Source organism: Pseudomonas sp. S30_BP2TU TE3576 (genome assembly GCF_050436025.1).
In the GTDB taxonomy this organism is placed as follows: domain Bacteria; phylum Pseudomonadota; class Gammaproteobacteria; order Pseudomonadales; family Pseudomonadaceae; genus Aquipseudomonas.
Window position 1 is genome coordinate 2753085 of the sequence record NZ_JBNDLK010000001.1, and the last position, 15707, is coordinate 2768791.

The following is a 15707-nucleotide window of genomic DNA, read 5'->3' on the forward strand; positions in this document are numbered from 1 at the left end:
CCTGGGCCTCGACTTCGCGCCATCCTAACGCGCCCGTGACATTTGATGCAGCCTCTTTCCCGTCAGCGGGATGGACGGTGAGGGCGAAACCCACTCTAATTAGCTTAGTGGCGAACTGACTGCTTTGTTGAGAGTCGAAGCCGGTAACTTTTTGCCTTCCCCTGTTTCAGAAAGGACGCTCATGTCGCTTTTCAAAATCGCCTCCGTGGCCGCTATCGCCCTGACCCTGGGCGCTTGCGCGAGCCTGTTCCAGCCCAATTACCGGACGCCGCTGGAAACCACCCGCGATGCCTCCGAGCAGCTCAAGCCCGGTTGCAGCAACCCGGATTGCCCACTGGTCAACATCGACACCCTGCACTTTCCGGACGAGCCTGCACTGGACGGCATTATCGAAAAGCGCCTGCTGCAAATGACCCGTACCTCGCCCGACGCCCCGGTGGCCCCGACCCTGGCGGCCTATCGCGAAGAGTTTTTGCGCACCGCCGGCCCGCGCAACAGCAGCTATCTACAGGCAAAGGTACGTGAGCAGCATGACGGCTTGGTGATCGTCGAATTGTCCAGCTACCTGGACACCGGCGGTGCCCATGGCACGCCAGGTCGAGGTTTTATCAACTACTCGCGCCAGCAGCATAAAGTGCTGACGCTGTCGGACATGCTGGTGCCGGGGCAGGAAGAAGCGTTCTGGAAAGCCGCACAGGTGGCGCACAACAGCTGGCTGATCAGCACCAAGCTCGACCAGGAACCGGAGTTCGTGAAGAGCTGGCCGTTCCAGAAAACCCGGAACGTGGCACTGACCTACGGCGGGGTGGTCCTCAAGTACGAAACCAGCAGCATCGCGCCTTACGCGCTGGGCCATGTCGAACTGAAGATCCCCTACCCTCGCCTGAACGGCATCATCAAGCCCGAGCTGTTTCCCGGCCGTAACTGAAGGCCCGACCCAGCACCAGCTGCAACAGCCCTGCCAGGACCAGCGCCGGCAGGGTTGCGCCGACATCCGGGTACAGGTTGGCGAGCAGATGGTAAGTGCTGATCCCACCCAGCCAGGCGAGCAGCGCCGGCCAGCGCAGTGCGGCCGAGGCCACCTGGCCGCTACGCTTGCGCAGGATGAAGTGGTCCACCAGCACCACGCCGAACAACGGCGCAAACACCGAACCGATCAGCAGCAGGAAGTTCTGGTACTGGGCCAATGGCGCCAACAGGGCAATCAGCGTACAGATAACGCCGATGGCCAGGGCCAGATGCTCGACTTTGGCACGCAACAGAATCCCGCTGGAGACCGCCGCCGAGTGAATATCGGCAAAGGCGTTTTCCGATTCATCCAGAAGAATCAGCAGCAGCGGAATCCCCAGGCCGGCACCGGCCAGCGCCAGCAGCAACGCATTGACTTCACCGCTCGGCGCGAACGCCAGGGTGTACGCCACGCCCAGGCTCATCAGCCAGAAGTTACCGATAAAGAAACCGATGGCGGTGCCACCGAAGACGTTTTTCGCCCGCTTGCCGAAGCGCGAGTAGTCGGCGATCAGCGGTAACCACGAGAGCGGCATGGCAATGGCGATGTCAAAACCCACGGCAAACGGCATCGAACCGTCACCGGCCTGGGCCCACAACGCGGCCAGGTCAGCCTTGGCGAACAGGTTCCAGGTCAGCCAGGTGCACGCGGCCAGCAACAGCCAGATGCCCCATTTGCGCAGGATCTGCCGGACGAACGTCAATGGACCGCTAACGGCCAGCAGGGTCGCCAGTGCGCCGAAGAACAGTGTCCACAACACCGGATTGGACAGCAGGCTGCCGTCACTGAACGCCTTGGCACCCAACAGGCTGGCGGCATCGCGCATGACGATGATTTCGAACGAACCCCAGCCGATCAGTTGCAGCAGGTTCAGCACCGCCGGCAGGCTCGCGCCTTTGGTGCCGAGGCTGAGCTTGAGCGCGGCCATCGACGACAGGCCGGTGTCACTGCCAATCACCCCGACCGCCGCCAGCAGTAGAACGCCGACCAGCGTGCCGAGAAAAATCGCCAGCACCGAACCCGACAGGCCCAGGCCCGGCGCGAGCAATGCGCCGGTCTGCAAGACCATCAGGCCGATGCCGAGGGAAAACCACAGGGAAAACAGGTCACGACCGCCGAACACACGTTTGTCGGTCGGCACCGCGATATCGGGGGAGTAAGTGCTGGGTTGAATGCTCAAGGGTGTTATCTCAGAGGGACATTTGTTGTTGTTAAGATCGCCATCGCGAGCAAGCTCGCTCCCACATTGGACCTGTGCCGTTCACAAATCCCCTGTGGGAGCGAGCTTGCTCGCGATGGCGGCAGTGCAAGCACCGCCGACCTCAGGTCAGATCAAACTTTCTGGTACAGCTGACTGCCTTCCTGCTTGAAGCGCTCGGCCTGTTCGGCCATGCCTTGGGCGATATCCACGTCGACCGCTTCGATCCGTTGGTTGGCCGCGTATTCGCGGACTTCCTGGGTGATCTTCATCGAGCAGAATTTCGGCCCGCACATCGAGCAGAAGTGCGCGACCTTGGCCGAATCCTTCGGCAGGGTTTCATCGTGATACGAACGGGCGGTATCCGGATCAAGGCCCAGGTTGAACTGGTCTTCCCAACGGAACTCGAAGCGCGCCTTGCTCAAGGCATTGTCGCGAATCTGCGCGCCCGGGTGCCCCTTCGCCAGATCGGCGGCATGCGCGGCGATCTTGTAGGTGATGATCCCGGTCTTCACGTCATCCTTGTTCGGCAGGCCCAGGTGTTCCTTCGGCGTGACGTAGCAGAGCATGGCGCAACCGAACCAGCCGATCATCGCCGCACCGATGCCGGAGGTGATGTGGTCATAGCCCGGCGCGATGTCGGTGGTCAGCGGGCCGAGGGTGTAGAACGGCGCCTCGTCGCAACACTCCAGCTGCTTGTCCATGTTCTCTTTGATCAATTGCATCGGCACGTGGCCCGGACCTTCGATCATGCACTGCACGTCGTGTTTCCAGGCAATTTTGGTCAGCTCGCCGAGGGTTTCCAGCTCGCCGAACTGCGCTTCGTCGTTGGCATCGGCAATCGAGCCCGGACGCAGGCCATCGCCCAGCGAGAAGCTGACGTCGTAGGCCTTCATGATTTCGCAGATGTCTTCGAAATGCGTGTAGAGGAAGTTCTCTTTGTGGTGCGCCAGGCACCATTTGGCCATGATCGAACCGCCACGGGAGACGATGCCGGTGACGCGTTTGGCGGTCATCGGCACGTAGCGCAGCAACACACCGGCGTGGATGGTGAAGTAGTCGACGCCTTGCTCGGCCTGTTCGATCAGCGTGTCGCGGAACAGCTCCCAGGTCAGGTCTTCGGCCACGCCGCCGACTTTTTCCAGGGCCTGGTAGATCGGCACCGTACCGATCGGCACCGGCGAGTTGCGGATGATCCACTCGCGGGTTTCGTGGATGTGCTTGCCGGTGGACAGGTCCATGACCGTGTCCGAACCCCAGCGAATGCCCCAGGTCAGTTTCGCCACTTCTTCTTCGATGGACGAACCCAGGGCACTGTTGCCGATGTTGCCGTTGATCTTCACCAGGAAGTTACGGCCGATGATCATCGGTTCCAGTTCGGTGTGGTTGATGTTGGCCGGAATGATCGCGCGGCCACGGGCGATTTCCTCACGGACAAATTCTGGAGTGATGACTTTCGGCACGCTGGCACCGAAGCTGTGGCCGGCGTGTTGCTGGTCCAGCAGGCCAGCGGCACGGGCCACTTCCAGCTTCATGTTTTCGCGGATGGCAACGTATTCCATCTCGGCGGTGATGATGCCTTTGCGCGCGTAGTGCATCTGGCTGACGTTGGCACCCGGCTTGGCGCGACGCGGATTGTTGACGTGAGCGAAGCGCAGTTTGGTCAGCTCCGGATCGGCAAGGCGCTCCTGGCCGAAGTTCGAGCTCAGGCCACTCAGGCGCTCGGTATCGCCACGGGCTTCGATCCAGGGCGAACGCACATCGGCCAGACCTTTACGCACATCGATGATGACATTGGGGTCGGTGTACGGGCCCGAGGTGTCATACACCACTACCGGTGCGTTGACCTCACCACCGAAGTCGGTCGGTGTCACGTCGAGGCTGATTTCGCGCATCGGCACGAGGATGTCCGGGCGGGAGCCCTGAACATAGATTTTTTGCGAGCGGGTAAACGGCTGAACCGATTGCTGATCGACCTTGGCCGAGTCACTCAGGTTGGTGGCGATTTTTGCTTTTGTAGTCATCACGGGCTCTCCAGACACACATCCAGGCAGTGGATTTTTTGTCGGAGCGAACCTGTAAACGAATGGACGCACGGGCGCTGGGAAAACCAGCAGTGCTGTGCTCAGTGCTCGAGGGGTGTTCGATTGTCGAACAACATCCCGGACGAAGCACAAGAGGACTCGCCGGGTGGCGAGAAATCTTGTTCCCTACGCAGGCGCTAACCTGATCAGGTTCAACGGGATCCGAAATTATTCGATCTCAGCCTCATAGCAAGGCACCCCGACAAGAACCCGGCCAGTCTAGACACAACTGGCAAAGAACGCCAACCCCACTGCAAACACCATGATGAATGGCGTAATTACAAGCAGTACCAGGATTGTTGCCACCTGAATGCACAACTACACTCGCTACGCTGAGCCATGCATTGACGCTGTCAAAGCAGCGCCTTAGCCTTGGCGCTCAAATTACCTGTGTAATATCAATTCTAGGGATCGTCTATGCTGCGCAAACTCTCACTGGCCCTTGCCGTGTCTTGTGCGTCAAATGGAATGGCCTGGGCAGCAGAAGCGCCCTTATCGACCAAGACGGATCTGGTCAGTGTCTATCAGGAAGCCGTGGACAATAATGCCGACCTGGCGGCCGCCATTGCCCAATACGGTGCACAGAAAGAAGTCGTTCCCCAGGCCCGCGCCGGCTTGCTGCCAAACCTTTCGGGCGGTGCCGATATTGCCGAGGTGCGTACGTCGCTCGATCAACCTTCGAGCACGTCCAACCGCGATGCTCATTCGTACCAGGCCACCCTGGCGCAACCCTTGTTCCGCGCCGATCGCTGGTTCCAGTTCCAGGCCGCCAAGGATGTAAACGAACAGGCCGCCCTGCAACTCTCGGCGACCGAGCAAAACCTGATCCTGCAAACCGCCAACAGCTATTTCAACGTGCTGCGCAGCCAGGACAATCTGGCTTCGACGAAGGCCGAAGAAGCCGCGTTCAAACGCCAGCTGGATCAATCCAAGGAGCGTTTCGATGTCGGCCTCTCGGACAAGACCGACGTATTGAACTCACAAGCCAGCTATGACACTGCCCGCGCCAACCGGATCGTCGCGCAACGCCAGGTGGATGACGCCTTCGAAGCCCTGATCACCCTGACCAACCGTCAGTACAAATCGATCCAGGGCATCAGCCATAAATTGCCGATCCTGCCGCCGGCACCGAACGATGCCAAAGCCTGGGTCGAAACGGCCGCCCGGCAGAACCTCAATCTGTTGGCGAGCAACTACGCCGTCAGCGCCGCCGAGCAAACCCTCAAGCAACGCAAGTCCGGTCACTTGCCAACGGTTGACGCGGTTGCCAAGTACGAGAAAGGCGACAACGACGCACTGGGCTTCAGCAACCCGAACAACCTGTCCGAGCCCTTTGGCGGCAACGTCGCGCAAACGACCGTTGGCCTGCAACTGAACATTCCGATCTACAGCGGCGGCCTGATCAGCTCCCAGGTGCGTCAATCGTATTCACAACTGGACCAGACCGAGCAGCAGCGCGAGTCCCTGCGCCGGCAGGTCGTGGAAAACACCCGCGACCTGCACCGTGCGGTGAACACCGATGTCGAGCAGGTACAGGCGCGCAAGCAGTCGATCATCTCCAACCAGAGTGCGGTGGAAGCGACGGAAATCGGCTATCAGGTGGGTACACGCAACATCGTCGACGTACTGGATGCGCAGCGCCAGCTGTACACCTCGGTACGCGACTACAACAACACCCGCTACGACTACATCCTCGACAACCTGCGCTTGAAGCAGCAGGCCGGCACGTTGAACCCCGGGGATTTGCAGGACCTGGCCCGCTGGCTCAAGCCCGACTACAACCCGGACAAGGACTTCCTGCCACCGGACCTGGCCGAGGCGGCAGCCGAGCAGTTGAAAGCCCGGCCCTGAGCGAAACGGTAAAGCAAAGGCTTCGCGAGCAAGCCCGCTCCCACATTGGATCTGTGTTGCTCACAAATTTCCTGTGGAAGCGGGCTTGCTCGCGAATGAAGGCAGCACGGCCTATCGGCCGATCAACCGCCCCAACCCATCCAGCAACCGCTGCAATGCCCCCTGATTGGTGCGCATCACTTTCAACCCGGCCTCTGCCATGCGCTGCGCATCAAGCGGCAGTTCAAACAACCGCTGCACCGCCACCGCCAGCCCTTCGGCATCCTCCACTTCCTGCAACGCCCCGGCACTGCGCAGCTGCGCGGCGATTTCGAGGAAGTTGAAAAGATGCGGCCCGCTTAGCACCGGTTTGGCCAGGGCCGCCGGCTCCAGCAGGTTATGCCCGCCGTTCGGCACCAGGCTGCCGCCGACGAATGCACTGTCAGCCAGGGCGTAGAGAAACAGCAATTCGCCCATGGTGTCGCCAAGCAGCACAGAAATATTCGCGCTGACCGCATCGCCGCTGGAACGCCGGACCGTGGCAAATTCTTGTTGCTGGCACAACCCGTACACCGAATTGAAGCGTTCCGGATGACGCGGCACCAGAATCAGCAACGCATCGGGGTGGCTGGTCAGCAATTGACGATGGGCCGCCAGCACCACCTCGTCTTCGCCGTCATGGGTACTGGCAGCGATCCATACCGGTCGTTCCAGCGCCTGCCATTGCCCGCGCAACTGGCTGGCGCGCTCAAGCAGTTGCGGGTCGATGGTCAGGTCGAACTTGATCGAGCCCGTGACTTCGACGGTTTCCACCCGTGCGCCCAGGTCGCGGAAGCGTTGGGCTTCGGCTTCGGTCTGCACCGCGAACAGGCTCATCTCGGCCAGCATCGGCTGGGTCAGTTTGTGCAAGCGGCCATAGCCCTTGGCCGAACGCTCGGACAGGCGCGCATTGGCCAGCGCCACGGGAATCCCGCGCTTGGCACATTGATGGATATGGTTGGGCCACAGTTCGGTTTCCATGATCACCGCCAGTTTCGGCTGGACCCGATCGAGGAAGCGCCGGGCGGCGCACGGCAAATCGTAAGGCAGATAGCAGTGCTGGATGCGCGGCTCATTGGCAAACAGGGCCAGGATGCGCTCCGAACCGGTCGGCGTCATGCAGGTCACGGTGATCGGCAGATTCGGGTAGCGCACCAGCAAGGCACGGATCATCGGTGCGGCCGCAATGCTCTCGCCAACCGACACAGCGTGCACCCAGATGCCGCCCGGTTTCATCGCCGGCATCGCGCAGGAGAAGCGCTCGCCGATACGCCTGGCGTACGCCGGCGCCTTGCGCGCGCGCAGCCAAAGCCGAATCGCTACCAATGGCAGCCCCAGATAAAACAGCGCGGTGTAGAGAGTTCTATTCATGGCGGCGGAGTTTATCGGCTTTTTTCGCCAATCGTCTGCAAGTGCACGGCAAAACGTTCGGCGAGCCAGCGCGCGGCCGGACCAAGCGGCTCGTCCCGGCGCCAAACCAGCTCCACCACCAGGGCCGGCGGGGTCCATTCGCTGACCAGTTCGACCATCTGGTTCTGATAGGTCGGGTATTGCACCACGTGGCGTGGCAACCAGGCCCAGCCGAGGCCGCGGACCAGCCATTCGGCCATCACATAGAAGCTGTCGGCGCGCCAGACCTGCGGACTGGCGGGATCACTGCCGGGATAAATGCTGGACTCCGTGGACATCAGCAACTGCCGGTGTTGCGCCAATTGTTGGCCGTCCACTGCGCCTTTGCGCGCCAACGGATGATCCTTGCCGCACACCGTGACCATTTCCACGCTGCCCAGTACCCGCCGCTCAAGTGCCTCGGGAATCTGATCGTGAAAGAACAGCAACCCCAGATCGGCGCGTCGCTCCACCAGCTTACGCGCGACATCACCCTGGGCAGCGCTGGTCAGTTGCACTTCAAGGCTGGGGAATTTTTCCGCCAGGGCCTCGAAGCTTTCGATGATCGGCTGATAAGGCATCGCTTCGTCCTGCGCCACACGCAGTCGTGCCTCCTGACCGCGCATCATCGCCAACGCCCGGCCGTTGAGCCGCTCGCACTGGCGCAATACTTCCCGTGCTTCGTCCAGCAAAGCGGTACCGGCTTCAGTGAGCTTCGGTTGACGGCCGCTGCTGCGGTCGAACAGGCTGACGCCCAGGTCTTCCTCCAGCAACGCTATCGAACTGCTGACCGCCGACTGCGCCTTGCGCTGATCCCGCGCCACGGCAGAAAACGATCGCTGCTCCACTACGCTGACAAACAACCGCAACTGCTCCAGATTCCATTGCATGCTCATGGCTCGACCCATCTCTCAAACAGATAGGTAATGACTTTACCGCATCTGGCGAATCACTAGAATGCCGACCTCAGAGAGCAACACTTCACACGAGGATTGACCCATGACCGCTTACTACTACCTGGCCATTGCCATCTGCGCCGAAGTGATTGCCACTGTTTCGATGAAAGCCGTCAAGGGCCTCAGCACCCCGCTGCCACTGGTGCTGGTCATCCTCGGCTACGGCATTGCCTTCTGGATGCTGACCCTGGTGGTGCGCAGCGTTCCGGTGGGTGTGGCGTACGCCGTGTGGGCCGGCATGGGGATCGTGATGGTCAGCGTTGCAGCATTGTTTATCTATGGGCAGAAGCTGGACGTGCCGGCGATGATGGGGATGGCGTTGATTGTGCTGGGGGTTGTGGTCATCCAGCTCTTCTCCAAAACCGCCGGGCACTAAGCCCGAAGTGAGGTCCATTGTGGGAGCGGGCTTGCTCGCGAAAGCGGCGGGTCAGTCAATTCATGTGCGACTGACAGAATGCATTCGCGAGCAAGCCCGCTCCCACAGGTTCTGCGTTCACCTCTCCCCTGCACTTCGAGTCTGTATACTGCGCCCTCGTCTTGAACACAGAGGTCGCTGCATGCCATCCGTTATTTCCACCGACGTACTGATTGTCGGCGCTGGTGTCGCCGGCCTCTGGCTGAATGCGCGCCTGCGTCGCCAGGGTTTTTCGACCGTACTGGTGGAAAACGCCAGCCTCGGCGGTGGGCAGAGCGTGAAGTCCCAGGGCATCATCCACGGCGGCGCCAAATACGCGCTGCATGGCGCCCTGACTGGCGCCTCGGAAGCCATCGCCGACATGCCGCGCCGCTGGCGCGAAGCCTTGGCCGGTAACGGCGAACTGGACCTGTCCGGGGTGCGCCTGCTGTCCGAAGCCCATTACCTGTGGTCCCCCGGCACCCTCGCCGGCAACCTCACCAGTTTCTTTGCCAGCAAAGCCGTGCGCGGTCGCGTCGATCAGGTCAAGGGCGAGCAATTGCCGCCCGCCCTGCAAGACAAACGCTTCAAGGGCAAGGTCTATCGCCTGGCGGAACTGGTGGTCGATGTGCCGAGCCTGATCCAGCGCCTGGCCGTTCTGGCGGGAGACGGTTTGCTCGCCGGGCAGAAAATCGAGCCGTTGCTCGAAGATGGCGTGCTGGTCGGCCTGAAAGTGGATGAGCGCGAAATCCGCGCCCAACGCATCGTCCTGAGCGCCGGTGCCGGGACAGCAGCATTGCTGGAAGCGCTGGGCCTGAGCCAACCCGCCATGCAGCGTCGCCCGTTGCACATGATCATTGCCAAGGGCCCGAGTCTTAAACCGCTATACGCCCACTGCCTGGGTGGCGGCACCAAGCCGCGTATCACCGTGACCACGCACCCGGCGGCGGATGGCCAATGGGTCTGGTACCTGGGCGGTGATATCGCGGAATCTGAAGGCGTGACCCGCGAGCCCGCCGAACAAATCGCCACCGCACAGAAAGAACTCGGCCAATTGTTGCCCTGGATCGACCTGAGCACGGTGCAATGGGCGACCTTGCGCGTGGATCGCGCCGAACCGCTGCAATCAGGCCTGACGCGCCCCGACAACGCCTTTGTTGCCGAGGAAGGCCGCCTGCTGGTGGGCTGGCCGACCAAACTCGCCCTGGCACCGGACTTCGCTGACCGGGTCATTGCCAGCCTGACCCGCGACGGTATCCAGCCAAGCCACCCGGCAGCGCTGCCTGATCTGCCGAAGCCGCCGATGGGCGTACCTGCCTGGGAGCAACTGCTGCCATGAGCCAAGCGACCCTGCACGACCTGCACCGCCCGTTGGGCAGCACCGGCCTGCTGGTTTCACCCCTGGGCCTGGGCACGGTGAAACTGGGCCGCGACCAAGGGGTGAAGTACCCCAACGACTTCCGGATTCCCGATGACGATGAAGCACGCATGCTGCTCAAGCTCGCCCGCGAACTGGGCATCAACCTGATCGATACCGCACCGGCCTATGGTCGCAGCGAAGAACGTCTCGGCCCATTACTGCGTGGCCAGCGTCAGGATTGGGTGATTGTCAGCAAGGTGGGCGAAGAATTTGCCGATGGCCAGTCCCGTCACGATTTCAGCGCCGCCCACACACGCATGTCGGTGGAACGCAGCCTGCAACGCCTGGAAACGGACGTTATCGACCTGGTGCTGGTGCATTCCGACGGTAACGACCTGGCGATCCTCAATGACAGCGAAGTCTACGCCACCCTCGCCGAACTCAAGGCCGAAGGCAAGATTCGTGGCTTCGGCTTTTCCGGCAAAACCGTCGAAGGCGGTTTGAAGGCGCTGGAGCAAGGTGACTGCGCGATGGTCACCTACAATCTGAACGAACAAAACGAGAAGGCCGTCATTGACTATGCTGCTGCACACGGCAAAGCCATTCTGGTCAAGAAAGCCCTCGCCAGCGGTCATGCATGCCTGAGTCCGGGCGTGGATCCGGTGCGCGCCAGTTTCGAGTTGTTGTTTGAACATCCGGGTGTTGCCAGTGCTATTGTCGGGACCATCAATCCGCTGCACCTCGCCCACAATGTCGCGACCGTTGCCCAGGTCCTTCGTAGCCACTGATGCCGCCCACGCGGCCTTAAGCAGGAGCCGACATGCCGCGTACGCTCATAAGAAAGAACCCGAGCAACTTCAAGACCCTGCCGTTATTCGTCGAAGCGACTCCCGAAGGCCTGGCCTATCAGAGCGTCGGCAGGCCGCTGAATTTCTCCCAGACCCTGCAACGTCGTCGCCCGGTGACGGTCGGCGACAGCGAACGGTTTGCCCTGGAGCTGGCCAATCTCGGGGTTTCGGTGCGCCTGACCCTGCATTGGCAGAATCGCGATTATTGGGTGTTGGTGCGCCAACGCCGGCAGGACCGTGGCGATGTGGTGCTCAAGTTGATCTCCGGGTACGTGCCGGCCCATGAACTGAACCTGCCCTTGCACACGGCGATCCAGGAGATTGCTGAAGAATGCCTCCTGGAAACCCCCGAAGGCTGGCTCGGTGGACGGTTCAATGACACCTGGTTGCCGACGCCCTACTCGGCTGCCCTGCATTACCGCGAAGCGCTGCCGTTTCGCCTGTCACCATTGTCCGGCTCGGCGCGGCCGGTACGTTGCGCCAACCTGATGCTGATGGAGCGCCCGCGGGCTTACGTGCATTTGCCAACGGCGTCCCTGCAACTGATCTACGACTTGCGCCTGGACGTTCCCAAGGACGCCAAATCCCTGAGCCTGTTCCATGTCGATGAAAGACTGGAAGGCGATCAACTCGTCGCCCGCCTCGACCGCAAGCGCCCCGATCTATACTTGATGCCCTTGCAGGACGGTCACCCGATGGCTGAGCTCTACACCTTGAAAAAAGATCAGCTGTGCCCGGCCAGCACGCGTGGGCTGTACCTGGCCGAGAGTTTTGCCCGACAGGAAGGCTGGTTGGTGAGGGATGAGCGAATTCGCTGGAAAGACTGGGTGAGGCAGCAGGGTTTGACGCCGCCGGGAAAGGATTCGGGTTTGGCGCGGTTACGCGGAAAAGCGAAGCAATTGCTGAAGAGGATGGTGCCGCGCAAGGCGGCACGATAGGAAGATCACGTGGATTCTTGTGGCGAGGGGGCTTGCCCCCGTTCGGCTGCGAAGCAGTCGCATATTCATCGTATGCGATGTTTCAGGCACATCACGATTGCAGGCTTTAGGGTCGCTTCGCGACCCAACGGGGGCAAGCCCCCTCGCCACAAAAAGCCCGAGCGTTACTCGGACTTGCGGATCTTCTCGACAATCGCCGTGGTCGAGCTGTTTTCCACCAGCCCCAGCACCTTCACGGTACCGCCATAGGCCGTCACGATGTCCGCGCCGACGACCTGGTCGATCCCGTAGTCGCCGCCCTTGACCAGCACGTCCGGCTTGATCGCGCTCAGCAGGTTTTCCGGGGTGCCTTCCGGGAAACTGATGACCCAGTCCACCGCTCCCAGGCCGGCCAGAACCGCCATCCGCCGGTCGACGCTGTTGATCGGACGGCCCGGCCCTTTCAGGCGGCTGACCGATGCATCGTCGTTGATCGCCACGATCAGGCGATCGCCCTGGGCCCGCGCCTGCTCCAGATAGGTCACGTGGCCTGCATGCAGAATGTCGAAGCAACCGTTGGTGAAGACAATCCGTTCGTTATGCGCGCGCGCATCATCGACCGCCAGCAACAGCTGCTCAAGACCCAGCACACCGCGCTCGGAACCCTCCGCGCGTTGAATCGCACGACGCAGTTCCGGCGCACTGATGGCCGCCGTACCAAGCTTGCCGACCACGATACCCGCCGCCAGGTTGGCCAGGGCCACCGCGTGGGGCAGTTCTTCGCCAGCGGCAATCGCGGCCGCCAGGGTGGAAATCACCGTGTCGCCGGCACCGGTCACGTCGAACACTTCACGGGCGCGGGCCGGCAAGTGCAGCGCCGGGTGATCCGGACGCAGCAGGGTCATGCCATGCTCGCCACGGGTCACCAGCAAGGCGCCAAGGTCCAGGTCGTGCATCAGTTGCGCGCCCTTGCTCACCAACTCGTGCTCATCGGCGCAACCACCGACGATGGTTTCGAATTCGTTGAGGTTTGGCGTGATCAGGCTCGCACCACGGTAGATCGAAAAATCCTTGCCCTTGGGATCGGCCAGCACTGGAATGCCACGGGCACGGGCGGCCTGGATCAGCGCCTGATGGTTTTTCAGCGCGCCTTTGCCGTAGTCGGACAACACCAGCACCTTGATGCCTTCAAGCAACTCGTCGACCTGCGCCGCCAACGCCAGCGCGTCGGTGGCGAAAGGCTCTTCGAAGTCGATACGCAGCAGTTGCTGGTGACGGCTCATGACCCGCAGCTTGACGATGGTCGGCTGGTGCGCAATGCGCTGGAAAATAGCCCGCACGCCAGCGCCCTTGAGGCTGTTGACCAGGCTGTTGGCGGCTTCATCGTCGCCGGTCACACCGACCAGCGAGGCCGGAGCCCCCAGGGCGGCAATGTTCAAGGCAACGTTGGCAGCACCGCCCGGGCGGTCCTCGATGTGATCGACCTTGACCACCGGCACCGGCGCCTCAGGGGAAATCCGTGAGGTACCACCATGCCAGTAACGGTCGAGCATGACATCGCCGACCACCAAGACAGGGGCTTGATCGAATCGCGGCATGGACAACTTCATGGTGAAACCCACATACAAAATGAACAGGGGCGCGATATTAACACAGGGTTGGTGTCGGCTTGTGCGGTGGCTGCAACGGGATGATTCGCCGGGTCTTTATGCTCATTTTTTGAGCATAAAGACCCACCAGACGACGACACCCTCGCGAAAGGGCGAGCCCTTTCGGGGTCAGGCGATGTCTTCGGCCGGGGCATCGAGGCCCATCGCGTTGAGGCGCGAGTAGTAGCCGTTTTGCGCCAGCAGTTGCTCATGGGTGCCGCGCTCGACGATTTTCCCCTGGTCCATGACCAGGATCAGGTCAGCCTTCTCGATGGTCGACAAGCGGTGAGCGATCACCAGCGTGGTGCGACCTTTCATGACCTGGTCCAGCGCTGCCTGGATATGCCGCTCGGACTCGGTGTCGAGTGCCGAAGTCGCCTCATCGAGAATCAGCAGCGGAGCATTCTTCAACAGCGCCCGGGCAATCGCCAGGCGCTGACGCTGGCCACCGGACAGCAGCACGCCGTTTTCCCCGACCTGGGTGTCCAGGCCTTCGGGCAATTGCGCAATGAAGTCCATCGCGTAGGCATCTTTGGCCGCTTTTTCAATGTCTTCACGGGGGGCACCGGCCAGGTCGCCATAAGCGATGTTGTTGGCCACGGTGTCGCTGAACAGGGTCACGTGCTGAGTCACCTGGGCAATATGCCGACGCAGGTTCAACAACTTGTACTGTTCCACTTCGACGCCATCGATGAGGATTTCGCCCTTGTCGTGGTGATAGAAACGCGGAATCAGGTTGGCCAGGGTCGACTTGCCGCTGCCGGAACGGCCCACCAGCGCCACCATTTGCCCCGGTTCGACCGAGAAACTGATGTCATTGAGCACCTGACGCTCGGTGTCAGGGTAGGTGAAGCTGAGGTTGCGCACGTCCAGGCGACCGCTGACCACATCACGCTCGACGGTGCCGGTATCGACTTCAGGCTCGACATCCAGTTGCTCGAAGATACTTTCGGCACCGGCCACACCCTTCTGGATGGTCGAGCTGACTTCGGACAGCTGGCGAATCGGCTTGGGCAGCAGGCCGGCCAGGGTGATGTAGGCCACCATGTCGCCGGCGGACGCATCGCCTCGCAGGAACAGCACCAGGAACATCAGCACGGCCATGGCGGTGTAGATCACCAATTGCAGCAGCGGTGTGTAGATGGCGCCGGTACGGGTCATGCGCAATTGCTTGTCGGTATTGCCCTGGCTGGCGTCGAAGAAGCGCTTCTCTTCATAGGCCTCACCGCCAAAACTGCGCACCACGCGATAGCCCTGGATGGTTTCCGAGGCCACGTGTGTAACGTCGCCCATCGCCAGCTGGATTTTCTTGCTCTGCTTGCGGAATTTCTTGCTGGCGGTGCGCACCATGACGGCGATCAGCGGCAGGATGGCGACCATGACCAGCGTCAGGCGCCAGTTCATGAACAGCAGCGAGGCAAACAGGAAGATCACTGTCATGCCTTCACGAATAACGACCTTGATCGCATCTGTTGCCGCCCCCGTGACCATGGTCACATTGAAGGTGATGCGTGAAATCAGGTGCCCCGAGTTATGCTTGTCGAAATACCGGTTTGGCAACACCAGCAGGTTGTTGAACAACTGGACCCGCAAGTCATGGACCAGGCCAAGGGAAACCTTGGCCAGAAAATAGTTGCCCAGATACGATCCCAACCCCTGCCACGCGGCGATCAGGATGATCAACAGCGGCACCGCCTGCAGCAGTTGCAGATCCCGCAGGTAGGGCACGGTTGGAAACAAGGCCGCTTCAGGGTTGGATAGACCGTCGACGAAGTACTTGAGGATGTAGCCCAGCATTGGCTGCGTCGAAGCGAAAATCAGAAAACCGACGATGCTGATCAGGAACAGGCTGATGTACGGCCGGACATAGCCGAGCAGGCGGAAGTAGATTTTCAAGCTTGATGGGCTTGCGGAGAGACTGGAGTCGGTCATATCACGCGAATGTCGATGAAAAGGACGCTGACTTTAGCACAGCTTCCTCTGGGTTCTGGCAATCGCATACAGTCTGTGTATTGTGGCGCGTCAAATAGCCAC

Annotated in this window: 12 protein-coding genes and 1 riboswitch; of the genes, 6 read left to right on the forward strand and 6 right to left on the reverse strand. The window is 61.2% G+C overall.

Annotated elements, in window-relative coordinates; genetic code table 11:
- The first annotated feature begins 181 nt into the window (after positions 1-181).
- Entirely contained in the window at positions 182-928 is a 747-nt protein-coding gene (locus ABIA48_RS12475) for an RsiV family protein (protein WP_429488948.1), read from the forward strand.
- Here ABIA48_RS12475 and cytX read toward each other — a convergent pair.
- Complete coding sequence (gene cytX / locus ABIA48_RS12480; protein ID WP_429488950.1) at positions 897-2189, reverse strand: putative hydroxymethylpyrimidine transporter CytX; 1293 nt, start codon at positions 2187-2189, stop codon at positions 897-899. The two genes, ABIA48_RS12475 and cytX, sit on opposite strands and share 32 nt — an antisense overlap.
- 152 nt (positions 2190-2341) lie before the next feature.
- The gene (gene thiC, locus ABIA48_RS12485) at positions 2342-4231 is read right to left on the reverse strand and encodes a phosphomethylpyrimidine synthase ThiC (RefSeq protein ID WP_429488952.1); all 1890 of its coding nucleotides are present in this window, start codon (positions 4229-4231) and stop codon (positions 2342-2344) included.
- 166 nt (positions 4232-4397) lie between these two features.
- A riboswitch (TPP riboswitch) is annotated at positions 4398-4503 on the reverse strand.
- Between the two features lie 205 nt (positions 4504-4708).
- On the opposite strand from thiC, the gene ABIA48_RS12490 reads away from it, so the two are divergent.
- Positions 4709-6142: a TolC family outer membrane protein gene (locus ABIA48_RS12490; RefSeq protein WP_429488954.1), complete on the forward strand. Its 1434-nt coding sequence runs from the start codon at positions 4709-4711 to the stop codon at positions 6140-6142.
- A gap of 111 nt (positions 6143-6253) precedes the next feature.
- Here the strand turns inward: ABIA48_RS12490 and waaA are convergent, their stop codons facing one another.
- Both waaA and ABIA48_RS12500 read right to left on the reverse strand, forming a co-directional pair.
- Positions 6254-7531: a lipid IV(A) 3-deoxy-D-manno-octulosonic acid transferase gene (waaA, locus tag ABIA48_RS12495; protein ID WP_429488956.1), complete on the reverse strand. Its 1278-nt coding sequence runs from the start codon at positions 7529-7531 to the stop codon at positions 6254-6256.
- A gap of 11 nt (positions 7532-7542) precedes the next feature.
- Positions 7543-8445, reverse strand: coding sequence for a LysR family transcriptional regulator (locus tag ABIA48_RS12500; protein ID WP_429488957.1), 903 nt, complete (start codon positions 8443-8445; stop codon positions 7543-7545).
- A gap of 103 nt (positions 8446-8548) precedes the next feature.
- On the opposite strand from ABIA48_RS12500, the gene ABIA48_RS12505 reads away from it, so the two are divergent.
- From ABIA48_RS12505 to ABIA48_RS12520, 4 genes are all read left to right on the forward strand, one after another.
- Positions 8549-8881: a DMT family transporter gene (locus ABIA48_RS12505; protein WP_007991536.1), complete on the forward strand. Its 333-nt coding sequence runs from the start codon at positions 8549-8551 to the stop codon at positions 8879-8881.
- A 181-nt stretch (positions 8882-9062) separates the two neighbouring features.
- Entirely contained in the window at positions 9063-10238 is a 1176-nt protein-coding gene (locus ABIA48_RS12510; protein WP_429488959.1) for an NAD(P)/FAD-dependent oxidoreductase, read from the forward strand.
- Positions 10235-11047, forward strand: coding sequence for an aldo/keto reductase (locus ABIA48_RS12515; RefSeq protein ID WP_429488961.1), 813 nt, complete (start codon positions 10235-10237; stop codon positions 11045-11047). Before ABIA48_RS12510 ends, ABIA48_RS12515 begins: the two co-directional genes overlap by 4 nt.
- 32 nt (positions 11048-11079) lie before the next feature.
- On the forward strand, positions 11080-12045 hold the full coding sequence (locus ABIA48_RS12520; RefSeq protein WP_310064279.1) for a metal ABC transporter ATPase: 966 nt from the start codon (positions 11080-11082) through the stop codon (positions 12043-12045).
- A 164-nt stretch (positions 12046-12209) separates the two neighbouring features.
- Here the strand turns inward: ABIA48_RS12520 and hldE are convergent, their stop codons facing one another.
- Together hldE and msbA are read right to left on the reverse strand one after the other, a co-directional pair.
- Positions 12210-13634 (reverse strand): bifunctional D-glycero-beta-D-manno-heptose-7-phosphate kinase/D-glycero-beta-D-manno-heptose 1-phosphate adenylyltransferase HldE, encoded by a 1425-nt coding sequence (hldE, locus tag ABIA48_RS12525; RefSeq protein ID WP_007991528.1) that lies wholly within the window; start codon positions 13632-13634, stop codon positions 12210-12212.
- Between the two features lie 168 nt (positions 13635-13802).
- A complete protein-coding gene (gene msbA / locus ABIA48_RS12530) occupies positions 13803-15605 on the reverse strand; it encodes a lipid A export permease/ATP-binding protein MsbA (RefSeq protein WP_429488964.1) in 1803 nt (600 codons plus the stop codon).
- Between the last annotated feature and the right edge of the window lie 102 nt (positions 15606-15707).

What these genes read in the sequence shown, in the direction of transcription:
- msbA (WP_429488964.1), bottom strand. Translation starts at nt 15,605, where the DNA reads ATGACCGACTCCAGTCTCTCCGCAAGCCCATCAAGCTTGAAAATCTAC.
- ABIA48_RS12475 (WP_429488948.1), top strand. Translation starts at nt 182, where the DNA reads ATGTCGCTTTTCAAAATCGCCTCCGTGGCCGCTATCGCCCTGACCCTG.
- ABIA48_RS12490 (WP_429488954.1), top strand. Translation starts at nt 4,709, where the DNA reads ATGCTGCGCAAACTCTCACTGGCCCTTGCCGTGTCTTGTGCGTCAAAT.
- ABIA48_RS12520 (WP_310064279.1), top strand. Translation starts at nt 11,080, where the DNA reads ATGCCGCGTACGCTCATAAGAAAGAACCCGAGCAACTTCAAGACCCTG.
- hldE (WP_007991528.1), bottom strand. Translation starts at nt 13,634, where the DNA reads ATGAAGTTGTCCATGCCGCGATTCGATCAAGCCCCTGTCTTGGTGGTC.
- ABIA48_RS12505 (WP_007991536.1), top strand. Translation starts at nt 8,549, where the DNA reads ATGACCGCTTACTACTACCTGGCCATTGCCATCTGCGCCGAAGTGATT.
- ABIA48_RS12515 (WP_429488961.1), top strand. Translation starts at nt 10,235, where the DNA reads ATGAGCCAAGCGACCCTGCACGACCTGCACCGCCCGTTGGGCAGCACC.
- waaA (WP_429488956.1), bottom strand. Translation starts at nt 7,531, where the DNA reads ATGAATAGAACTCTCTACACCGCGCTGTTTTATCTGGGGCTGCCATTG.
- ABIA48_RS12500 (WP_429488957.1), bottom strand. Translation starts at nt 8,445, where the DNA reads ATGAGCATGCAATGGAATCTGGAGCAGTTGCGGTTGTTTGTCAGCGTA.
- thiC (WP_429488952.1), bottom strand. Translation starts at nt 4,231, where the DNA reads ATGACTACAAAAGCAAAAATCGCCACCAACCTGAGTGACTCGGCCAAG.
- ABIA48_RS12510 (WP_429488959.1), top strand. Translation starts at nt 9,063, where the DNA reads ATGCCATCCGTTATTTCCACCGACGTACTGATTGTCGGCGCTGGTGTC.